Source organism: Chryseobacterium sp. MA9 (assembly GCF_024399315.1).
Lineage (GTDB): Bacteria > Bacteroidota > Bacteroidia > Flavobacteriales > Weeksellaceae > Chryseobacterium.
The window spans coordinates 3,241,367-3,264,033 of record NZ_CP075170.1; the positions used below are offsets into that span (position 1 = coordinate 3,241,367).

The 22,667-nt window shown below is 38.5% G+C and carries 12 protein-coding genes, 2 tRNA genes and 3 rRNA genes; 6 read left to right on the forward strand and 11 right to left on the reverse strand.

From position 1 onward, the window contains the following. Position 1: 1 nt before the first annotated feature. The gene (gene menD, locus KIK00_RS14710) at positions 2–1,672 is read right to left on the reverse strand and encodes a 2-succinyl-5-enolpyruvyl-6-hydroxy-3-cyclohexene-1-carboxylic-acid synthase (RefSeq protein ID WP_255813127.1); all 1,671 of its coding nucleotides are present in this window, start codon (positions 1,670–1,672) and stop codon (positions 2–4) included. Between the two features lie 84 nt (positions 1,673–1,756). Between menD and KIK00_RS14715 the strand changes: the two genes are divergently transcribed. Further along, positions 1,757–2,707, forward strand: a complete 951-nt coding sequence (locus KIK00_RS14715; protein ID WP_105684016.1) for an isopenicillin N synthase family oxygenase — start codon at positions 1,757–1,759, stop codon at positions 2,705–2,707. 155 nt (positions 2,708–2,862) lie between these two features. Here the strand turns inward: KIK00_RS14715 and KIK00_RS14720 are convergent, their stop codons facing one another. The 8 genes from KIK00_RS14720 to KIK00_RS14755 all read right to left on the reverse strand — a co-directional run bounded on the left by KIK00_RS14720 (position 2,863) and on the right by KIK00_RS14755 (position 11,540). Next, positions 2,863–3,135 carry a hypothetical protein gene (locus KIK00_RS14720; RefSeq protein WP_255813128.1) on the reverse strand — a complete coding sequence of 91 codons (273 nt, stop codon included), beginning with the start codon at positions 3,133–3,135 and terminating at the stop codon, positions 2,863–2,865. 918 nt (positions 3,136–4,053) lie between these two features. Then, a 5S ribosomal RNA gene (rrf, locus tag KIK00_RS14725) occupies positions 4,054–4,161 on the reverse strand. A gap of 155 nt (positions 4,162–4,316) precedes the next feature. After that, positions 4,317–7,073 (reverse strand): 23S ribosomal RNA (locus tag KIK00_RS14730). Positions 7,074–7,226: 153 nt separating this feature from the next. After that, a tRNA-Ala gene (locus KIK00_RS14735) sits at positions 7,227–7,300 on the reverse strand. Positions 7,301–7,383: 83 nt separating this feature from the next. Next, positions 7,384–7,457, reverse strand: a tRNA-Ile gene (locus tag KIK00_RS14740). A 196-nt stretch (positions 7,458–7,653) separates the two neighbouring features. Continuing rightward, a 16S ribosomal RNA gene (locus KIK00_RS14745) occupies positions 7,654–9,167 on the reverse strand. The 16S, 23S and 5S rRNA genes sit together here with 2 tRNA genes alongside, the layout of an rRNA operon. 1,009 nt (positions 9,168–10,176) lie before the next feature. Next, entirely contained in the window at positions 10,177–11,223 is a 1,047-nt protein-coding gene (locus KIK00_RS14750; protein WP_255813129.1) for a PA0069 family radical SAM protein, read from the reverse strand. A gap of 122 nt (positions 11,224–11,345) precedes the next feature. Continuing rightward, the gene (locus KIK00_RS14755) at positions 11,346–11,540 is read right to left on the reverse strand and encodes a hypothetical protein (protein ID WP_149389194.1); all 195 of its coding nucleotides are present in this window, start codon (positions 11,538–11,540) and stop codon (positions 11,346–11,348) included. A 175-nt stretch (positions 11,541–11,715) separates the two neighbouring features. Between KIK00_RS14755 and KIK00_RS14760 the strand changes: the two genes are divergently transcribed. After that, positions 11,716–12,066, forward strand: coding sequence for a hypothetical protein (locus KIK00_RS14760; RefSeq protein WP_047379955.1), 351 nt, complete (start codon positions 11,716–11,718; stop codon positions 12,064–12,066). Between the two features lie 109 nt (positions 12,067–12,175). Here KIK00_RS14760 and KIK00_RS14765 read toward each other — a convergent pair whose 3' ends face one another. Together KIK00_RS14765 and KIK00_RS14770 are read right to left on the reverse strand one after the other, a co-directional pair. Continuing rightward, on the reverse strand, positions 12,176–14,818 hold the full coding sequence (locus tag KIK00_RS14765; RefSeq protein WP_255813130.1) for a hypothetical protein: 2,643 nt from the start codon (positions 14,816–14,818) through the stop codon (positions 12,176–12,178). Between the two features lie 30 nt (positions 14,819–14,848). Then, complete coding sequence (locus KIK00_RS14770; RefSeq protein WP_255813131.1) at positions 14,849–15,646, reverse strand: DUF2797 domain-containing protein; 798 nt, start codon at positions 15,644–15,646, stop codon at positions 14,849–14,851. Between the two features lie 90 nt (positions 15,647–15,736). Between KIK00_RS14770 and KIK00_RS14775 the strand changes: the two genes are divergently transcribed. The 4 genes from KIK00_RS14775 (at position 15,737) to KIK00_RS14790 (ending at position 22,631) form a co-directional block, all read left to right on the forward strand. Further along, the gene (locus KIK00_RS14775) at positions 15,737–16,765 is read left to right on the forward strand and encodes a GDP-mannose 4,6-dehydratase (RefSeq protein ID WP_255813132.1); all 1,029 of its coding nucleotides are present in this window, start codon (positions 15,737–15,739) and stop codon (positions 16,763–16,765) included. Between the two features lie 136 nt (positions 16,766–16,901). After that, a complete protein-coding gene (locus tag KIK00_RS14780; protein ID WP_002662059.1) occupies positions 16,902–17,123 on the forward strand; it encodes a DUF2795 domain-containing protein in 222 nt (73 codons plus the stop codon). Positions 17,124–17,248: 125 nt separating this feature from the next. Further along, positions 17,249–20,323 (forward strand): preprotein translocase subunit SecA, encoded by a 3,075-nt coding sequence (gene secA / locus KIK00_RS14785; protein ID WP_255813133.1) that lies wholly within the window; start codon positions 17,249–17,251, stop codon positions 20,321–20,323. Between the two features lie 151 nt (positions 20,324–20,474). Continuing rightward, the gene (locus KIK00_RS14790) at positions 20,475–22,631 is read left to right on the forward strand and encodes a TonB-dependent siderophore receptor (protein ID WP_255813134.1); all 2,157 of its coding nucleotides are present in this window, start codon (positions 20,475–20,477) and stop codon (positions 22,629–22,631) included. The last annotated feature ends 36 nt before the right edge of the window (positions 22,632–22,667 follow it).

A 22,667-nucleotide genomic window follows, 5' to 3' on the forward strand; every position in this document is an offset into this window, starting at 1 on the left:
ATTATTTCATAAATTCAAAGTACGACTTCAGCACATCTGCGCTATTCTTCCCGTGAGTATTTACTTCCAGGATTTTTGGCTTTGCGTCAGGTTTAAAGAAGTTCTCAAGAACTCTGTCAAGCGTAATTTCATCCTCTACTTTTACATAGGAGAACCCGAAGTGCTTGGCAAGAGATTCAGCATTCTTACGGTGTTTTGTGGCAATAAACTCGTCTAATGTATTCGGGTTGGCATTTCCAGGCCCTGGAATGATTTTAAAGATATTTCCTTCACCATTATTGAAGATCATAATTCTTACAAACGGCGGAATATATTGATTCCAAAGTCCATTGATATCGTAAAAGAAACTTAAATCTCCTGTGATCAGCAAAGTAGGATTTTCATTTTTAATAGCAAATCCCATTGCAGTAGAAGTAGACCCGTCAATACCGCTGGTTCCTCTGTTACAGTACATTTTTCGTTTTCCAAAATCAAACAGCTGTGCATATCTGATCCCAGAGGAGTTACTGAAATGAATATTATAATTTTCAGGAATCGTCTGTGAAGCTTTATTGAAGAAATAAAAATCTGAGAAATCAATCGTATTTAAAAACTGCTCGTGTTTAGCATCTTTTTTATCCCTTAAAACGTCCCAAAGGTTAAAATAAGGTCTAGGTTCCAGATTGATAAATTTCAACAATTTTGAGAAGAAAACTTCAGGCTTAACTTCAATTTTTTCTGTCAGTGAGAAATAAGTATCCGGCTGCCATACTTCATCCAGATGCCAGTGCTGCTTTGGACGGGCACTTCTCAGGAACTGTTTTACTTTTTTGGAAACTACATTCTGCCCCACCGTAATCAACAGGTCAGGAGCATACGTTTTATAGTCTTCCTCGGTAAAGTTAAAAATATAACGGTCTATATGTTTGAAAAACTTCTCGTGATGCAGGTTTGAATTGGCTTCACTTAAAACAATAACAGAATGGTTTTTCACCAATTGTGTCAATTGATTTTCCAATTCGGGGCTGTAATCCCTTGTTCCTACCAAAAGCATAATTCTTTGTGAAGTATGCCATTCTGCAACCAGATTTGAAGGGATTTCATATTCTTTATGCTTAATTGTTTTTTCTACAGTAGGAAAAGTAGGAAGTTCCGAAACAAGCTCATACAAAGGCTCTTCCAAAGGAATATTAATATGCACCGGCCCCTGCTTTTCAAAGCAAAGTTCAATGGCTTTTTTAATGATATCGAAATTAATATCTTCTGCATGTTCCTTACTGTCTTCCAAAAGCTGGAAGTCACCATAGGAATGCTGATGAAAAACATCCTTCTGTCTTATCGTCTGTCCATCGAACAGATCAACAAAATCGGTGGGTCTGTCGGCAGTAAGTACCAATAGTGGAATATTCTGATAAAAAGCCTCAGTAACAGCGGGATAGTAGTTCACAACTGCAGATCCGCTTGTGCAGGTAATTGCAACCGGTTTTTTCTCGCTTTTCGCCATTCCCATTGCTACAAAAGCAGCACTTCTTTCGTCTACAATACTGTAACAGTTAAAACTATCTATCTCCGAAAAATGAATGGCCAAAGGAGCATTTCTTGACCCCGGAGAAATTACGATATCAGCAATTCCGTACTGTTGAAGAAGATGTGCAAGTATTTGGATACTTCTCTTAGAAGAATATTTTTTCATACAGCAAATTTAACTTATAAATAATGATTTTAAAATCATTTAATTTAAAAAAAATGTAATTTTGCTATTCGTAAATTTCTAAAAATGGATAAAATACCTAGTGTAGACCTGCGTGATTTCCTTTCGGACAACCCGGAACGCAAACAGAAATTTGTAAATGAAATCGGAAAAGCTTATGAAGAAATTGGTTTTGTAGCCTTAAAAGGCCACTTTCTTGATGACAACCTAGTGGATGATTTGTATGGAGAGGTAAAAAACTTTTTTGAACAGCCAGTGGAAACGAAACAGAAGTATGAGATTCCAGGAATTGGTGGCCAGAGAGGTTATGTAGGATTCGGTAAAGAAACTGCAAAAGGTTTCAAAAAAGGAGACTTAAAAGAATTTTGGCATTTTGGGCAATATTTGTCTGATGATTCAAAATACAAAACTGAGTATCCAGACAATGTAATTGTTGATGAACTTCCAAAATTCAACGAAGTAGGTAAAGAGGCATTTCAGATGCTTGAGAAAACAGGACAGTATGTTCTAAGAGCTTTAGCATTACACCTTGGTTTAAATGAATTTTATTTTGATGACAAGATCGCAGAAGGAAATTCTATTTTAAGACCTATTCACTATCCGCCAATTACTGAAGAACCGGATGATGCTGTAAGAGCAGCTGCTCATGGGGATATCAACCTTATTACTCTTTTAATGGGAGCACAGGGTAAAGGTCTTCAGGTTCAAAATCACAACGGAGAATGGATTGATGCTATTGCAGAACCGGATGAACTGATGATCAATGTTGGAGATATGCTTTCAAGACATACCAACAATAAATTGAAATCTACCATCCACAGAGTGGTAAATCCGCCAAGAGAAATGTGGAGTACTTCAAGATATTCAATTCCTTTCTTTATGCATCCTATCAGTGCAATGTCCTTAAATGCACTTGAGAATTGTGTAGACGAAAACAATCCAAAACTATACGAAGATACAACTGCCGGAGAATTCCTGCATGAAAGATTGATCGAACTGGGATTGATTAAAAAATAAAAAGAAACGGCTGTCTCAAACTAGAGGCAGCCGTTTTTACTATATCATATTTACTCATTTTCCGAATAACTATTTCTTAAAGTAGTACTTATTTTAAATATTACTTAATCTGTACTTAATATTCATGATAACAGCAGGCAGATTAACTACTTATTCTATCCTGTAATACAATAAAATTCCGGACACGGAGTTGTTTGTGTAAAAGTCCCCCACGGACAGATACAGGTATAAGTATCGCCGCCACCGCCAGGGTTTCCTCCCCCTCCAGGATTTCCACTATCGGGTACACATTTCCCACCCGAGCAAATCTCTCCCGCAGAGCAGCCTCCTTCTCCAGGCCCTCCACCCTCAAAACAAAATGCAGGGAAGTCTACTCCAGCAACAATACTTCTCTTGTCATCTCTTGAAAGTTTTTTTAAATTTTTCATAGTTTTTGATTTTTGATATTTCCTACTCTATAAGCTTTTCGGATAACGCTTTCTTAAAAATAATATTTATTTCATTAATAATCAAATATTTAAATTAAATTGAATCTCTAACAAATTCAAGAATCACTAGTTTTATTAAAATTTATTTAATTATATACCATATCTTTTTTAATTTAAAATATTTTATCTATTTTTACTTTACCTACAAATTTTTAATTAAAACAATATGAAAAATTTAAAAAAACTACAAAAAGACCAATTAAAAAACATTTCTGGAGGTGCTACTCTTCCCGAAACAGATTTCTGTATGTATTATTGCAGTGGAGTAATAGTTTGCGCTACCTGCAGTGATGATTTCAAATGCCCGGACATAAACAGTGATATGTAAGCTTTACATTCATAATGTCATAAAATGGAAACCGTTTCTTTATAGAAGCGGTTTTTTTGTTTCTTTTGGCTTAAAATAAGATAGATTCTGAGAGATTATAAATCTTTTCTACACAATGTAAGTTCTTGTATATAATAGCCGATTTACAAGCTTAAAAAGGATCAATAGGTACGGGCTTTAGCCAAAACTTATGATTTGATGAGTTCTTAGAAAAGATAAAATACGGTTCCTGGATTGTATAGATATAGATTCGGAGTAAGAAGTTGGGGATAATAAACGGTAATAGTGACAGCAAAGAGGTATCAGCTAGTAAGATGAAGAATGGTTAATGAGAATGGATAATCAGTAACGGGCAATAATAGCGATCTATTTACATATTGATGATTGCTTATTATCTATTACTTATTGCTCATCATTTATCTGTAAGTTGGGCTGGGTTGGGTCGAACTGGGCTTAGCCGGATAGGTGGGGTTATACAACAAAAAAAAATCCTTTATCATAAGATAAAGGATTTTTAAAAATAAAATAAAAACTGGCGGCGGCCTACTCTCCCGCTTTCGCAGTACCATCGGCGCTGGTGGGCTTAACTTCTGTGTTCGGAATGGGAACAGGTGAGCCCCACCGCTAAAACCACCCTAAAGAAGGTATATAGCATCTGGCTTTTTGCTCATTGCTTTTGGCTTTTTGCCAATCGCTAACTGCTAGTTGCCAATTGCGTTTTTAAGCGATAAAAACTTTCACAAAGACAAAACCTTCAATGCACATAAAGCACCTGGTTTATATAGTAACCATAGACTATAAATCTACGGGTAATTAGTACTACTCGGCTATGACATTACTGTCTTTACACCTGTAGCCTATCAACGTCGTCATCTCCAACGACCCTTAAAAGATGTCTCATCTTGAGGCGAGTTTCGCACTTATATGCTTTCAGTGCTTATCTCTTCCAAACGTAGCTACTCAGCGGTGCACCTGGCGGTACAACTGATACACCAGAGGTTTGTTCAATTCGGTCCTCTCGTACTAGAATCAAGCCCTCTCAAACATCTAACGCCCGCAATAGATAGAGACCGAACTGTCTCACGACGTTCTGAACCCAGCTCGCGTGCCACTTTAATGGGCGAACAGCCCAACCCTTGGGACCTTCTCCAGCCCCAGGATGTGACGAGCCGACATCGAGGTGCCGAACCTCCCCGTCGATGTGAGCTCTTGGGGGAGACTAGCCTGTTATCCCCGGAGTACCTTTTATCCTATGAGCGATGGCCCTTCCATACGGAACCACCGGATCACTATGTCCTGCTTTCGCACCTGATCGACTTGTAGGTCTCACAGTCAAGCACCCTTATGCCATTACACTCTACGCACGGTTACCAAGCGTGCTGAGGGTACCTTTGAAAGCCTCCGTTACTCTTTTGGAGGCGACCACCCCAGTCAAACTACCCACCACGCAATGTCCTTCTAAAAGAAGTTAGGCTCCAAGTAAGTAAAGGGTGGTATTTCAACGTTGGCTCCACCTACACTAGCGTGCAAGCTTCAAAGCCTCCCACCTATCCTACACATTACTTACTCAAAGTCAATACGAAGTTATAGTAAAGGTTCACAGGGTCTTTTCGTCCCATTGCGGGTAATCGGCATCTTCACCGATACTACAATTTCACCGAGCTCGTGGCTGAGACAGTGCCCAGATCGTTACACCATTCGTGCAGGTCGGAACTTACCCGACAAGGAATTTCGCTACCTTAGGACCGTTATAGTTACGGCCGCCGTTTACTGGGGCTTCAGTTAATGCCTTCGGTTTAACCCTAAGCACCTTCCTTAACCTTCCAGCACCGGGCAGGTGTCAGACCCTATACAGCATCTTTCGATTTAGCAGAGTCCTGTGTTTTTGATAAACAGTCGCCTGGGCCTCTTCACTGCGGCCACCATTGCTGATGGCGTCTCTTCTTCCGAAGTTACGAGACTATTTTGCCTAGTTCCTTAGCCACGACTCACTCGAGCACCTTAGGATTCTCTCCTCGACCACCTGTGTCGGTTTTGGTACGGGTTGCTTCACTTCGGCTTTTCTTGGATCAGATTACACTACAGCAGCTTCGCCCGAAGGCTAGGCCTTGACTATTCCGTCAGTCTTTAGCAGCTACATCCAACCGTCCCCTTTTTAGTGTGAGCAAGTATGGGAATATTAACCCATTGTCCATCTACTACCCTTTCGGGTTCGCGTTAGGTCCCGACTAACCCTCAGCTGATTAGCATGGCTGAGGAAGCCTTGGTCTTTCGGTGAGCAGGTTTCTCGCCTGCTTTATCGTTACTTATGCCTACATTTTCTTTTCTATCCGCTCCACAATACCTCACGATACTGCTTCGGCGCAAATAGAATGCTCTCCTACCAGATATATCTAAAATATAAATCCATAGCTTCGGTAATATGTTTATGCCCGATTATTATCCATGCCGGACCGCTCGACTAGTGAGCTGTTACGCACTCTTTAAATGAATGGCTGCTTCCAAGCCAACATCCTAGCTGTCAATGCAGTCCAACCGCGTTGTTTCAACTTAACATATATTTTGGGACCTTAGCTGTTGGTCTGGGTTCTTTCCCTCTCGGACATGGACCTTAGCACCCATGCCCTCACTGCCGTAGAACATTTATTAGCATTCGGAGTTTGTCAGGAATTGGTAGGCGATGAAACCCCCGCATCCAATCAGTAGCTCTACCTCTAATAAACTTATATACGACGCTGCACCTAAATGCATTTCGGAGAGTACGAGCTATCTCCCAGTTTGATTGGCCTTTCACCCCTACCCACAGGTCATCCGAAGACTTTTCAACGTCAACCGGTTCGGTCCTCCACTCTGTGTTACCAGAGCTTCAACCTGCCCATGGGTAGATCACAAGGTTTCGCGTCTAATCCTACTAACTATGCGCCCTATTCAGACTCGCTTTCGCTCCGGCTCCGGTACTTAATACCTTAACCTCGCTAGTAAAATTAACTCGTAGGCTCATTATGCAAAAGGCACGCCGTCACAGCTTAATGCTGCTCCGACCGCTTGTAGGCGTACGGTTTCAGGTTCTATTTCACCCTTCTATTCGAAGTGCTTTTCACCTTTCCTTCACAGTACTTGTTCACTATCGGTCTTTCAGGAGTATTTAGCCTTGGAGGATGGTCCCCCCATATTCAGACAGGATTTCACGTGTCCCGCCCTACTCATTTATCACTCAAATATGCCTTTCATATACGGGGCTATCACCCTCTACGGCCGTTCTTTCCAGAACATTCTATTAAACATATATCAGCTTTTGGGCTAATCCGCTTTCGCTCGCCACTACTTACGGAATCTCTTCGATTTCTTTTCCTCCGGGTACTTAGATGTTTCAGTTCTCCGGGTTTGCTTCCCCTAAGGGATGACTGGTCTTCAACCAGACGGGTTGCCCCATTCGGACATCTGCGGATCAATTCGTGTGTGCCAATCCCCGCAGCTTTTCGCAGCTTACCACGTCCTTCTTCGCCTCTGAAAGCCTAGGCATCCGCCATACGCCCTTAACGATTTCTTTCCTATTGGTTACTCAAGCGCTTTATGCGCTCGGTTTTCTCTTTGTGATGTCTTTACCGTTAATGTCAATGATCTTAATGTCTTCTTGTTCAACTGATGAACAGATGTTGTTTTTGGCTCCATCCGTAACTTTTAAATCAGTCTTCCAAAACTGTGGAGAATAAGGGAGTCGAACCCTTGACCTCCTGCGTGCAAGGCAGGCGCTCTAGCCAGCTGAGCTAATTCCCCCTCTAGGTGCTGTTGGCGATTTGCTCCTTGCTGTTGGCTTTATTGCCTTCAGCTATAAGCTATTTGCCAGCCGCTTTAATTAGTAGTCTCGGGCAGGCTCGAACTGCCGACCTCTACATTATCAGTGTAGCGCTCTAACCAGCTGAGCTACGAGACTTTGTATGAGTAATGATCCATGAGTAATAAGTAATCCCTTTTCCTCTTCTGCATTTCTCAATCTCTTTCCCTTTACTAATTTCTAGTGGGTTTTGTATTGTTAATATAACCAACCAAACAAAAAACTAAAGCTTTACTTTAAGTAAGTACTTTGTACTTGCGTACTAATTTTGTTTATCGTCCCTAAAGACGCTCTAAAATGAGATGTTCCAGCCGCACCTTCCGGTACGGCTACCTTGTTACGACTTAGCCCTAGTTACCTGTTTTACCCTAGGCAGCTCCTGTTCGGTCACCGACTTCAGGTACCCCAGACTTCCATGGCTTGACGGGCGGTGTGTACAAGGCCCGGGAACGTATTCACCGCGCCATGGCTGATGCGCGATTACTAGCGATTCCAGCTTCATAGAGTCGAGTTGCAGACTCCAATCCGAACTGAGACCGGCTTTCGAGATTTGCATCACTTCGCAGTGTAGCTGCCCTCTGTACCGGCCATTGTATTACGTGTGTGGCCCAAGGCGTAAGGGCCGTGATGATTTGACGTCATCCCCACCTTCCTCTCTACTTGCGTAGGCAGTCTCACTAGAGTCCCCAACTTAATGATGGCAACTAGTGACAGGGGTTGCGCTCGTTGCAGGACTTAACCTAACACCTCACGGCACGAGCTGACGACAACCATGCAGCACCTTGAAAAATGTCCGAAGAAAAGTCTATTTCTAAACCTGTCATTTCCCATTTAAGCCTTGGTAAGGTTCCTCGCGTATCATCGAATTAAACCACATAATCCACCGCTTGTGCGGGCCCCCGTCAATTCCTTTGAGTTTCATTCTTGCGAACGTACTCCCCAGGTGGCTAACTTATCACTTTCGCTTAGTCTCTGAACCCGAAAGCCCAAAAACGAGTTAGCATCGTTTACGGCGTGGACTACCAGGGTATCTAATCCTGTTCGCTCCCCACGCTTTCGTCCATCAGCGTCAGTTGTTGCTTAGTAACCTGCCTTCGCAATTGGTGTTCTAAGTAATATCTATGCATTTCACCGCTACACTACTTATTCCAGCTACTTCAACAACACTCAAGACATGCAGTATCAATGGCAGTTTCACAGTTAAGCTGTGAGATTTCACCACTGACTTACACATCCGCCTACGGACCCTTTAAACCCAATAAATCCGGATAACGCTTGCACCCTCCGTATTACCGCGGCTGCTGGCACGGAGTTAGCCGGTGCTTATTCGTATAGTACCTTCAGCTACCCTCACGGGTAGGTTTATCCCTATACAAAAGAAGTTTACAACCCATAGGGCCGTCGTCCTTCACGCGGGATGGCTGGATCAGGCTCTCACCCATTGTCCAATATTCCTCACTGCTGCCTCCCGTAGGAGTCTGGTCCGTGTCTCAGTACCAGTGTGGGGGATCACCCTCTCAGGCCCCCTAAAGATCGTAGACTTGGTGAGCCGTTACCTCACCAACTATCTAATCTTGCGCGTGCCCATCTCTATCCACCGGAGTTTTCAATATCAAATGATGCCATCTGATATATTATGGGGTATTAATCTCCCTTTCGAAAGGCTATCCCCCAGATAAAGGCAGGTTGCACACGTGTTCCGCACCCGTACGCCGCTCTCTAGATCCCGAAAGATCTATACCGCTCGGCTTGCATGTGTTAGGCCTCCCGCTAGCGTTCATCCTGAGCCAGGATCAAACTCTCCATTGTATGTTTGTCTGACTCACTCAAAGTTTTTTAACGCTTTAGTTTTTCCTTACTTGGTTGTTATATTGTATGTCAATGATCTTTATATCTTTCGCTTTGTAACGAAGCACTCTCTTCTGTCAGTGGCGCTCCGTATTTGCGAGTGCAAAAGTAAAACTTTATTTTGATTTGACCAAATGTTTATGAAGAAAATTTTAAAGTTTTTTAAGTAACCTTAATCCTCTTCCAAAACCTCAATCTCTATACTCCTGCGCTCCCTGTATTTGGGACTGCAAAGATACAAACTCTTTTTAAACCCGCAACTCTTTTTGTGAAAAATTTTGAAGTTTTTTTGCCCGTCTCTTCTTGAAGTATTTTAATGTTTTATGCTTAGCTAAAAGCTCTTCTGCGCTACTGTTATACTCTCGTTTTTCAGTGGGGCAAAGATAACAACTTATAACAACACAAAACAATTTTATTTAACATAAATTTTACCTTTATGTAATATTAAGCCCTAATCAACTGGAACGCAGTGAGAAAAATTTTAAACAAATGTTTGGATGGAGGGATGGATGCGGGAGAGGCGTGGAGAATGGGTAATGAAAGGTATACATATATATAATAGCTAATGCTGTTTTAAAACAAACATGCTTTATATAAGTTGGGGATAATGTTCCTTCTATTGAATATTATGAACCCGGTATTTTGTAATCTGATCCTCATAACACGAATCCTGGATCAGAATTCATAACTTATCATTCATAATTTGTCTTATACCCTAGCCCTGATAGAAATGATTACCCCGCAGCAGAGGTTAGAGAGCTGAGGGCATGAAGGGCGGGAGAGCAAAGGCGCGAGGAGTAAAAATGAATAGCAGGATGGAGCTCCTTATAAAAATCCATGTTACATATATACTATATATATGATAAGCGTTGAACAATTAACAGTGGAAAGTTTATTAACAACAACAATGCTGGAAACAGCTCCTTTTTTATACTATATATAATAGGTAGGGTTAATCCAGATGTCGTGATCAATCAAACATTCTCAATTGCTGATCGCGGGATCCGGTAAAATTAGCCGTCGAAAGCTTTGGAAATTCTTTACCATCGAAAAATTTCTTTCTACCGATCTTAAAAGTTGTGTGAATCATTTCAGCGATGTTGCCCTCTCCCCTTTGTCTTTCAAAATATCTTTTATCTCCGAGCTTCCCGCCCCGCATAGAACGGATGAGATTTAAGACTTTCTGCGCTCTGTCCGGAAAATGTTTTTCTATCCAATTAACAAAAACGGGTTCAACTGTATCATTTAATCTCACCAGGGTATATCCAAATCCCAAAGCACCTGCATCGGAAATGGCTTTTAATATATTCAGAGGTTCGTCACTGTTGAGTCCGGGAATGATGGGAGCAACCATCACATGTACGGGAATGTTGTTTTCGGAGAGAATTTCTACAGCTTTTAATTTATTTTTTGCAGAACTCGTCCTGGGCTCCATCTTTCGTCTCAGTTCTTCATTGATGGTAGGAATACTTAAAGAAACTGAAACCAGATTCTGCTCCGCCATAGGTTTTAAGATATCAAGATCTCTTAACACCATTGCATTTTTTGTCAGAATATTGACAGGATGTCTGTAATCAAGACAAACCTGCAGGAGTTTTCGGGTGATTTCAAATTGTCTTTCGGCGGGCTGATAGCAGTCTGTATTTCCGGATAGCAGAATCGGGGCTGCTTTATAGCCTCTTTTTTGAAAAAATTTCTCCAGTAATTCGGGAGCATTTTTCTTTACCATGATCTTTCTTTCAAAATCAATTCCGGCACTATATCCCCAATACTCATGGGTAGGTCTTGCAAAACAATAGGAGCAGCCATGTTCACACCCCTGATAAGGATTCATGGAATATTCCATCGGAAGGTCTTCGCTCTTTACCTGATTAACAATTGTTTTGGGAAAAACTTCAGTGAAAGAAGTCTTTACTGGTTCGAAATCTTCATCTTCAGGCTCATAGGTATATCTGTCGAAACGATTGATAACGTTTCGCTGAGCGCCCTGACCTTTTATGAAGTTTTCGTTTTGCATTTCTGTGTAAAATTAGAATGGAATTTGCATAAAATAATGAGTTTTAACATTAAAGTTTTCCACAAAAAAATCCAACACTTTCAAAAGCGTTGGATTTTAACATAATTAAATATATTTTTTTACTACTTCAGTGCATAAAATTCCACTCCGTGAGTTTCATCTTCTTGATTTTTGTCGTCAAAGTGTCTGTGATAATCCGAATAGGAATCACTATATTTTTTATCTTTTTTAGTCAATATTTTTTTGATGCTGATTAAACTTAATACTGCCAAAAGACCAACTCCTCCTGCCAGTAAAACTCCAACTTCTTTTTTCATATTTTCATTGATTTAATATTCTTACCATTGCAAAAAGTATACCTATTTTATTTTTTTAAATTATAAATTTTGTTAACATTGAACTTTATTTTTAGGGAAATTACAATCCACTATTTTTCTTATATTTAAAGATTGCAATGGTTTAATTATTGTACTTAACAAGAAAAATATTATTATGGAAAATTCAGGGAATTTTGATGCAATGACAACCTTAAGCGAAGTCATGAAAACGCTTTCTGAAAGAGGGATACACAGAGAATTCAGAATGAACGAAAAATGTGAAATGAAGTTTGAAAATTCTGATAAAGTTTATCAGCCTGCAGAATTGGTGATTTTAAAAACATATCGTTTTGAAGGAGACAGTAATCCTGATGACAATGCAGTGCTTTATGTAGTAAAAGATGGTGCCGGAAACCGTGGAATGATCATAGACTCTTACGGGGCCGACAGCAATTATCCAGGTGAAGAGTTTGATAAGTTTTTAAGAGATATTCCCATTCTGGAAAGTGACGAATTCAATTTTTAACTGGAATCTACCCTATATTAATTTTTTAAACCATTAAGATCGTTTTAATTAAAAAGAGATCTATTTATATAACCTTCAATTAATGGCTCTATCTTAATGGTTTAAGGAATTATTCTTCAGATTTTTCCTTTTTCTTGAAAATATTGTTCAGAAAACCTTTCTTTTCTGCTTCCGGTTTAGGAGTTTCTTTTTTATTTTTTATTTCCTGCTTTATTTCTTTTACGGACTGTTTCATTTCTTTCACAGAAGAAACGGCTTCTTTTACCTTTTTTTCTGTCTTTTCTACATTTTTACCAATAAGGGTTTTCTTTAATCCCTGCTCAATTCCTTTCCAGAATAGATTAAAGAAAGATTTTGTAGGATCACGCTCTACATTTTCTACGGTAACAGCCTCGGGGAAACTACCCGAATTTGATTTTAGAAAAACATTGGCAACAGCTGTCAGGAAACCTTTTTTCTCATGATTATTCTTATTGAGTACGGCAATTTTCAGATCTTTGTGTTTAAGATTAAAGGTTCCATGTAATCCGGCAGGGTTTCCTTTAAAATTAAAGAGCATTTCCTGAATTGTTCCTGCAGTAGCCGTCACATGAAGGTAGGGTCTGATAAACGGATTAATGCCACTGGCCGGAAGATTGGTGGTTTTTCCGGAAATTGCAAAACTATCGTTATTATCAGCAACATCGAAGTTCCAGTTTACAGAAAGTGGCGAGAGGTTCATGAAGGAACAATTGATTTTAATATCCACTTTTGTGGGTTTTCCTTTTATTTTAGCAGAATTTAGGTTTCTGATATTCATATTAAAATTACTGAAGATCAGTTTTCCGGGTCCCATACTTTCCGGAGTATCTTCTTCATATACTAATACTGAGTTTTTCAGATCGAGATTATTAATCGTCATAGGAATTTTAATAGAACGCAGCATTTTGGAATACAAAGCTTTTACTTTTGGATCGTCTTTCGGTATTTTGCTTCTGAAAATATTGGCGTCTGCTGACTGGATCGTGACATGGGAAGCATTGACCATTTTATGATGAGAAAACAGGTCCCAACTTCCTTCTGCTATTATTTGTCCCGCTTTTATATCATACAGATCCCTTTCAACCGGTATCATTTTGATAAACTGTGTTCTCGAAACAAGAGGTTTCATCGAAAAATTATTGATCTGAACTTTATTTTTGTTAAGCTTCAGCAGCCCTAAGTTCATATTGTAGAACTGTGTTTTGTAAGTAAAGTTCCGGGTGGTGAGATAATAATCTTTAACCTTAAAAGATAGTCCCTGCTGATTGGGCTTGGGTGATAATTCAATATTATTTACTGTAGCATTTAAATCATGAAAAGTCAATGGCTCTTTTCCATTATCATAAATGATATTTGAATTTTTCAAAGACATTTTCCTTACAATAACAGACTGTATGATCCCTGGCCCAGAAGTTTTATTTTGTTTCTTCTCCCCGGCTTTGACCGTTCCGTTTATATTATCAACAAGAACATCTTTAATATCCAGATTAAGTTTTTTATCAACGAATTCCAGCTTATTAATATTAAAAGCAATATGATCTGTTTTTAAATTAACTGTTGTTTTTCCGGCTGGGGAAGAACCTGGCGTCAATACCATGTCCAGAATTTCACCATTTGTAGGTTTCAGGGCAAGACTTCTTATTGCAATACTCTGATGATTAGAATATACTATATCTCTTCCTGAAAGCAGAAAATCTTTATATCCGATAGGAATGATCTGTTGTGAACTTTCCTTATCAAACTTAAGCTGATTAATATTTAAGTTAAGATTTCCGACAGACAAAAGTTTATTGCCATCAGGTTTGTTGACATGAACTACGGCATTATTCAGTTTTATATTTTTTAAGTCAACCTCAAAATTTGATTTTTTTCCGTCCTTTTTAGTTTTTATTCCTGTTTTATGTATTATAAAAGCCGGATTTTGAAAATCTGCATTGGTAAGTGATACCTTATTTTTATTCAAAACCACATCTTTGAATTCCATTTTGGGAATGATGCATTCAAATAATTGAGTCTTTTGGGGATAAAATCTTTTAAACTGAGCAAAAGAAAGAAGCGGGGTCAGTCTGAAATTTTCAACTGACATCTGCCCATCACTTGTATTGATGCTACTAATAGTAATAGCATAAATTCCATCTGGGCGAAAAAAGAATTTTTCTCCTCTAATGTTGTAACGGTCGAAAACTACTGGAAGTTTATTTTCAACTGATTCTTCTGTCATCTGTAAATTTTCTACAAACAAGTCCAGTTGCTGTACAGATAAAAATTTCTGTTTGGTATGTTTGAATACAGCAATGTTCCCGTCGTTGATTCTGATATTTTCAAACAAAAACGGGCTTCTCTTTTTTCCTGTTTTATGATCAACAGGTTTCGCCAGAATGACATTTAAATTAGGTTTAGCCAGTAAGAGATCTGAAGAGCTGATTTTTTTATTAAAAATAGCATCATAAATCCCAAAACGGCTTATTTTCAGGGTATCAATAGTTCCCTGCAGTCCAATAACGTCTGTGTTTTGAGGATCTTTACTATTGACAGAAATTCCGGCAGCAAAGATGTCTCCCGATCCTAAATCTACATCAAGAGTTTTGTAGGAAACCTTATAATCTGTATTCTTTTTTATATAATCAGGAAGCTGGGTTTTAAGCCATATATTCAGTCCGAAATTCGCAGCAAGAAGAATTCCTGCCAGGATTCCGAAGCTTATCAATAGTCTTTTAACCCATTTTCTCATATTTTGTGATTTGGTTTTATTTTACATCGATCAATTTCTTACTTCAAAATCAATCACATATCCTTCATGCCCTCTTACATTGATAAAATTTCCTCCTTCAAATCCGAGGTATTGTCCTTTAATACCTGTAAGTTTTCCCGTAAATTCAGGTTTTTTGTCTAATGTAAATGAAGAGACTTTTTCCGGTTTCTCAAAAGGGTAATCGAACATCCATAATTCTTCTCCTTCCCTGTAGAATTTTTGAAAATCCTCAGGAAAATATTCTTTGATTTTTTGTCTGAAGTCCGCGAGGTCTATTTCTCCTTCAAAATCATCCTGCAACATCTTTCTCCAATTAGTTTTATCTGCCAGATGCTCTTTTAAAGCCACCTCTATCATTCCTGCTTCATAGCGGTTCTCGGTTCTTGCTATAGGTAATGCAAAAGTTGCTCCTTGATCAATCCATCTTGTTGGAATCTGAGTATTTCTGGTTACTCCTACTTTTACATCTCCTGTATACGCCAGATACACGGTGTGCGGCTGCAGCTGGATTTGTTTTTCAACCTCAAGATCACGCTCTGCAACACCTAAATGTGCTGTAGAAAGTTCCGGACGGATAATGGTATCACTTGCATATGGGCTTTCAAAAAAACAGCTTTTGCAGAATCCCATTCTGTAAATCGGTTTATTTTCCCCACAATTTACACATTGAAATCCCGTATGCTTTATGCTTAATTCTTTACCAATCAACTCATTCATATGGATCAGATCTCCTGAAAGATTGAGATAGTATTGGATTGGCTTTGCATCATAGCTTGTCATCTTTAAAATTTGCCCTTGAAACTGCATATTATATTTATATTACTTTTTTAAGTAAATTTAATGATTATATTTTTCAAAAAAGTAAAATTTATATTTTTGTACTAATAAAAAATACAAATGGTTTATCTTGTAACAGGCGGTAGTGGGTTCATCGGATCTCATTTAATTGAACGATTATTAAGAAATGGACATTCTGTCATAAACATTGACAATTTTGATGATTTCTATAACTATCAGGTAAAAATTAAAAATACTTTAGAGTCAATTGGTAAAATTTCGGATTTTAAATACTCAGACAAAGAGACTGATATCCGTCATTTAATCTCACTTACTCATTCTGACCAATATTCCCTCTATTGGCAGGATATACGCGACCAAAAAGGTCTTGAAAACATCTTTAAAAACCATCACATAGATATGGTGATTCATCTGGCAGCACTTGCTGGTGTGCGCCCTTCCATTGAGCGTCCTTTAGAATATGAAGAAGTCAATGTAAGAGGTACTATGAATCTTTGGGAATTGTGTAAGGATTTCAATATTAAAAAATTTATTTGCGCTTCATCATCAAGTGTTTATGGGAACAATGAAAAGGTTCCTTTTGCAGAAACAGATAATGTAGACAATCCTATATCACCTTATGCGGCCACTAAAAAAAGTGGAGAAATCATAGGGCATGTTTATTACAATCTATACCATATAGATATGATCCAGCTTAGGTTCTTCACAGTATATGGACCAAGACAAAGACCTGACCTTGCGATACACAAGTTTGTAAAGCTTATTTCAGAAAATCAGGAAATCCCTTTCTATGGCGACGGAAATACAGCCAGAGATTATACTTATATAGATGACATTATTGACGGAATTACAAAGTCTATCCTTTATCTGGAAAACAATTCCGGGGTTTATGAGGTGCTTAATCTCGGAGAAAATCAGGTAGTCACTTTATCAGAAATGGTTTCTACTATAGAAAATGCACTGGGGAAAACTGCCATAAAAAAAATTCTGCCAATGCAGCCGGGAGATGTCACAAAAACGAATGCAGATATTACCAAAGCAAAGGATTTAATAGGGTACAAACCTGCCACAGACTTCCAAAATGGCATAAAAAAATTTGTGGAATGGTTTTTGAGAAAACGACATTAAGTAAATTGCTGACATAGCTGCCAGTTAGTTTGTGACAGCCATTTATAAGAAAAAATTATAAAAAGAATTGAAAATCAAGTATAAAAAAGTTTATTATACAACCTATTTTTATACTTTTGCAAAAAATTAGAAAATTATGTACTGGACATTAGAATTAGCTTCATATTTAAGTGACGCACCCTGGCCAATGACAAAAGCAGAGCTTATTGACTACGCAATCAGAACTGGTGCACCTATGGAGGTAGTAGAAAACCTTCAGGCAATCGAAGACGAAGGAGAAATTTATGAATCTATCGAAGAAGTATGGAGTGACTATCCTACTGACGAGGATTTCCTTTGGAACGAGGACGAATATTAATAAAGCGATAAGCTTTAGGCTGCGTGCTTAGAGCTTTTTTGCCCTTTTTATATATTAATTTACACGATAAGCGTGTCATTTAAAACGCTTAAAGCATCTTGCATTAAGCATAAAGCAAAAAATTTATGAGTTTTTTAAACAAAGTTCTTAAAGGGTTTTTGGGAGACAAAAAAGCGCAGGACCTAAAAGAAGTAAAAAAAGTTGTAACAAAAATCAAGGCTGTAGAACCTAACATCCAACAATTGTCGGATGATGGGTTAAGACAAAAAACGGCTGAGTTTAAAGAGAATATAAAATCTGCAACCAGCAAGATCACAGCTCAAATAGAACAGATAAAAGAGCAGATAAAAAATTCAACCAACGTTGACGAAAAAGAAGCTCTTTTTTCAAAAATTGAGTCTCTAAAGAAAGAATCATACGAAATTGAAGAAAAAGTTCTGATTCAGGTTCTTCCCGAAGCTTTTGCATTGATCAAAGAAACGGCAAGAAGATGGGCACAGAATGGAGAAATCCGTGTAACAGCAACTGACTGGGACAGAGAACTGGCTGCTGCAGGAAAAGATTTCGTGAGCATTCAGGGAGACACAGCTGTTTGGAAAAACTCATGGGATGCTGCCGGAACTCCAGTAGTTTGGGATATGGTCCACTATGATGTTCAGTTTATCGGAGGAGTTATTCTTCACAGTGGTAAAATTGCCGAAATGGCAACCGGTGAAGGTAAAACTTTGGTAGGAACATTACCTATTTACTTAAATTCACTTCCTGAAAGAGGAGTACACGTTGTAACCGTGAATGACTATCTTGCAAAAAGAGACTCCGCATGGATGGGTCCTCTTTATCAGTTCCACGGAATGTCTATCGACTGTATCGATAACCACCAGCCGAATTCAGACGGAAGAAGAAAAGCATACAACTCAGATATTACTTACGGAACCAACAATGAATTCGGTTTCGATTATCTGAGAGATAACATGGTAACTTCACCTTCAGAATTGGTACAAAGAGAATTGAACTTTGCTATTGTGGATGAAGTTGACTCTGTATTGGTAGATGATGCAAGAACACCATTGATCATTTCTGGTCCGGTTCCTCAGGGAGACAGACAGGAATTTGATGTTCTTAAACCTTCTATTGACAGAATTGTTGAAGTACAAAAGAAAACCGTTTCTGCTATTTTCAACGAAGCGAAAAAATTAATCGCTGCAGGAAATACAAAAGAAGGTGGATTCAAATTACTTCAGGCATACAGAGGTCTTCCAAAAAACAGACAATTAATCAAATTCTTATCGGAAAGCGGAAACAGAGCATTGCTTCAGAAAGTTGAATCGCAGTATATGCAGGACAACAACCGTGATATGCCGATCGTAGATAAAGATCTTTATTTCGTCATCGAGGAGAAAAACAATCAGGTAGACCTTACAGACAAAGGTGTTGAGTACATGTCTCAAGGAAACTCTGATGCTAACTTCTTCGTACTTCCGGATATCGGAACTGAGATTGCTGAAGTAGAAGCTAAAAACCTTTCCAAAGAAGAAGAGTTTGAAGCTAAAGAAAGACTTTTCTCTGATTTTGCTGAAAAATCTGAGCGTGTTCACACGATGAGCCAGCTATTGAAAGCGTATACATTATTTGAAAAAGATGATGAGTATGTAGTAATTGATGGTGAAGTAAAAATCGTTGACGAGCAGACAGGTCGTATCATGGAGGGTCGTCGTTATTCAGATGGTCTTCACCAGGCGATCGAAGCGAAAGAGAACGTAAAAATTGAGGCTGCTACTCAAACTTTTGCCACTATCACGCTTCAGAACTATTTCCGTATGTACAACAAACTTGCGGGGATGACTGGTACAGCTGAAACGGAGGCTGGTGAACTTTGGGAAATCTACAAACTAGATGTAGTGGTTATCCCAACAAACCGTCCAATTTTAAGAAATGACAAACAGGATTTAGTTTTCAAAACTAACAGAGAAAAATATAATGCTGTAATTGAAGAAGTAGAAAAATTAACAGAAGCAAAAAGACCTGTACTTGTAGGGACTACTTCTGTTGAAATTTCCCAATTGCTTTCAAAAGCGCTTCAGTTAAGAAAAATTCCTCACCAGGTACTGAACGCGAAGCTTCACAAGAAAGAAGCTGAGATTGTGGCAGGAGCAGGACAGCCGGGAGTTGTAACTATTGCAACGAACATGGCAGGTCGTGGTACGGATATTAAGCTTTCTAAAGAAGTAAAAGAAGCTGGAGGTTTAGCTATTATCGGTACTGAAAGACACGATTCAAGACGTGTTGACAGACAGCTTAGAGGTAGAGCAGGACGTCAGGGAGATCCTGGAAGTTCTCAGTTCTATGTATCTCTTGAAGATAATTTAATGCGTTTATTCGGTTCTGAAAGAATTGCTAAAATGATGGACAGAATGGGTCATAAAGAAGGTGAAGTAATTCAGCACTCTATGATCAGCAAGTCTATTGAAAGAGCTCAGAAGAAAGTAGAAGAAAACAACTTCGGAACAAGAAAGAGACTTCTTGAGTATGATGACGTAATGAACAAACAACGTGACGTAATCTACAAGAGAAGAAAGAATGCTCTGTTTGGAGATCACTTGAAATATGACATTACGAATATGATTTTCGATGTTGCCAATTCTATCGTTACGAAAGGAAAGGCTTCAGGAAGCTATAAAGATTTTGAATACGAAATTATTAAAACATTTACAATGGAATCTCCGGTTTCTCAAAATGATTTTAATAATAAAAATGTTCAGGATCTGACGAATATTTTATTCAATGCAGCTCAGGAAGATTACAGAATGAAATTGAATTTATTGAAAGAGAAATCATTCCCAATCATTGAGAATGTATACCAAAATCAAGGTTCAATGTTCAAAATGATCCAGGTTCCTTTCACAGACGGGCACAAAACAATGACTATCGTAGCTGACCTTAAAGAAGCTTATGACACTCAATGTGAAAGTTTGGTGAACGATTTTGAAAAGAATATCACGTTATCAATCATTGATGAAAACTGGAAGCTTCACCTTCGTGAAATGGACGACTTAAGAAGATCTTCACAAGGAGCTGTTTATGAGCAGAAAGATCCACTTGTAATCTATAAACAGGAATCTTTCCACTTATTCAGTGAAATGATCGACAAATTAAACAAAGAAATTATTTCTTTCTTATACAAAGGAGAAATTCCAGCTTAAGGAAAATTTAATAATATCATCTAAAAACCGCTCTGGCATTGACCATAGCGGTTTTTTGTTATTCAGTATATAATAATTTTATGATAAATATCAATCATATTATTTATTTAGAACAGTTAAAAATAATATATTTGCAGAAAATTTGACTTTCATGAGAAATGTACTGATCTGTGCTTCTGCACTGGGAACAATGCTGGTTTCTGCCCAAAAAAAAGATACCATCAAATCCAACGATATTGAAGAAGTAGTTGTTAGTGGAAGGTATTATCAAAAGTACAAACTAAATGAAGTTTCAGGTTCGTTAAGAATCCAGACTCCGATTCTTGAGCTTCCTCAGAATGTACAGTCCGTAAGTTCTCAGGTTCTTGCTGACCAGATTACGCTGAACATGTCTGAAGGAATTGTCCGTAACGTAAGTGGTGCAAGAAAAGTGGAACACTGGGATAACGTGTATTCCAATGTTTTCATGAGAGGTGCCGGTATTGCCACTTTTATGAACGGTATGAATGTTTCTTCTACATGGGGGCCTATTAATCCTGATGCATCTATCATAGACAGGATAGAATTCGTAAAAGGTCCTGCCGGATTTATGGGTTCTATGGGAGATCCAGCCGGGTTTTATAATGTGGTAACTAAAAAGCCTACCGGAAAGTTTGCCAATAGTGTACGTTTCACAACGGGAAGCTATAATCTTTTCAGAGGAGAAGCAGATCTGGACGGAGTTCTTGTAAAAGACGGGGTTTTAGATTACCGTATCAATTTAATGGGAAGCTCTAATAAATCATGGGTGGAAAATGATAAAACAAGTAAAATGATTGTTGCTCCTTCCATTACTTTCAGACCTACAAAGACCACTACATTTACCGCTCAGTACAACTATCAGTATTTAAAATTCAATCAGCCGGGAGCTTATCTGATGTCTAACGACGGATATGCTTCATTAGATGTACATACCAACTTTAATGATCCGAACTTCAAGAAGACCGAAGTAAAAGATCAGAGTTTATTCTTAAGTTTAGATCAAAAGCTTTTCAAAGACTGGGTTTGGAGTACCCAATATGCTTATATGGATCTGAATTATGACGGAGGTTCATGGTGGGGAACTTTTGACTCAGCCAATAAAAATGTTTTAAACAGAACATTAAGCAACTGGCAGGCAAAAGGAAAAAATCACATTTTCCAGACGTATGTAAGAGGAAAGCTTAATACAGGAAATATTGTGCATAAAATTATTGCTGGCTTCGATTATGGGGACAGAAAATATAATGCTGACTTTTCTTCCTTTGCGGGCGGGCCATTCCCTGTTGATATTTATGACGTGAATTATGGAATAGATCCTTCTAAGCTTCCTTCTTCCGATTTTTACACTTTAAATACTTCTGCTCCATTTTATAACGACCAGGGAGTAAAATATACGTCTTATTATGCTCAGGATCAGATTGAAATGTTTGATAATAAACTAAGATTAACCCTAGCAGGAAGATATACAAGCGGTAAAACCTATTCAGCATATCCTAACCTTAGTCCTGGTACTCCTATTGTACCAGATGAAGCAGGAGAATTTACACCGAGAGTGGGAATAAGTTATTCTATTAATGAAAACTTCTCTGCTTACGGAATCTATGACAAAACCTTCGTACCACAATCTGGAACAGGAATTCATCAAACATTGATTACAGATCCTTTCAGAGGCCAGAATATTGAATTCGGGTTGAAAAAAGACTGGTTCGGAGGAAAATGGAACTCTACTTTTGCTGTATACGAAATCAGAAGACAAAATATTCTTGTTGCAGGAAATTCAAACGAAAACAATGGGGCTCCTTTCCAGGTTGCTACTGGTGAGCAAAGAGCAAGAGGTTTCGAAACTGATATCAAAGGAGAAATCATCAAAGGGTTGAACATTATCATCAACTATGCTTATACAGATGCAAAAACCGTTAAAGACACAGATCCTACAAGAATTGGTATCCAGTCTCCGGGGAATGCAAAAAATGTTCAGAATACATGGATCAACTATAGATTCCAAAATGGTGTTTTAAATGGTTTCGGAATTTCAGCTGGCTATCAGTATCAGGGCGGAAGACAGTCCTGGTATGGGGTAAGTGCTACAAAAGATCAGAGCCTTCCTGATTATTTTGATACCAACTTCGGGATTTCCTATGTTGCTAAGAAATTCGATGTCAATCTAATGTTGAATAATGTCCTTAACAGAAAATTGTACAGTGGTTACAGAGGAGATGCCGGCGAATATGCATGGATCTACAATGCTCCGCGTAACTGGAGATTATCAATAGGATATAAATTTTAAAAATTCAAAGGTTAGCCCCTCATGGGGTTAACTTTT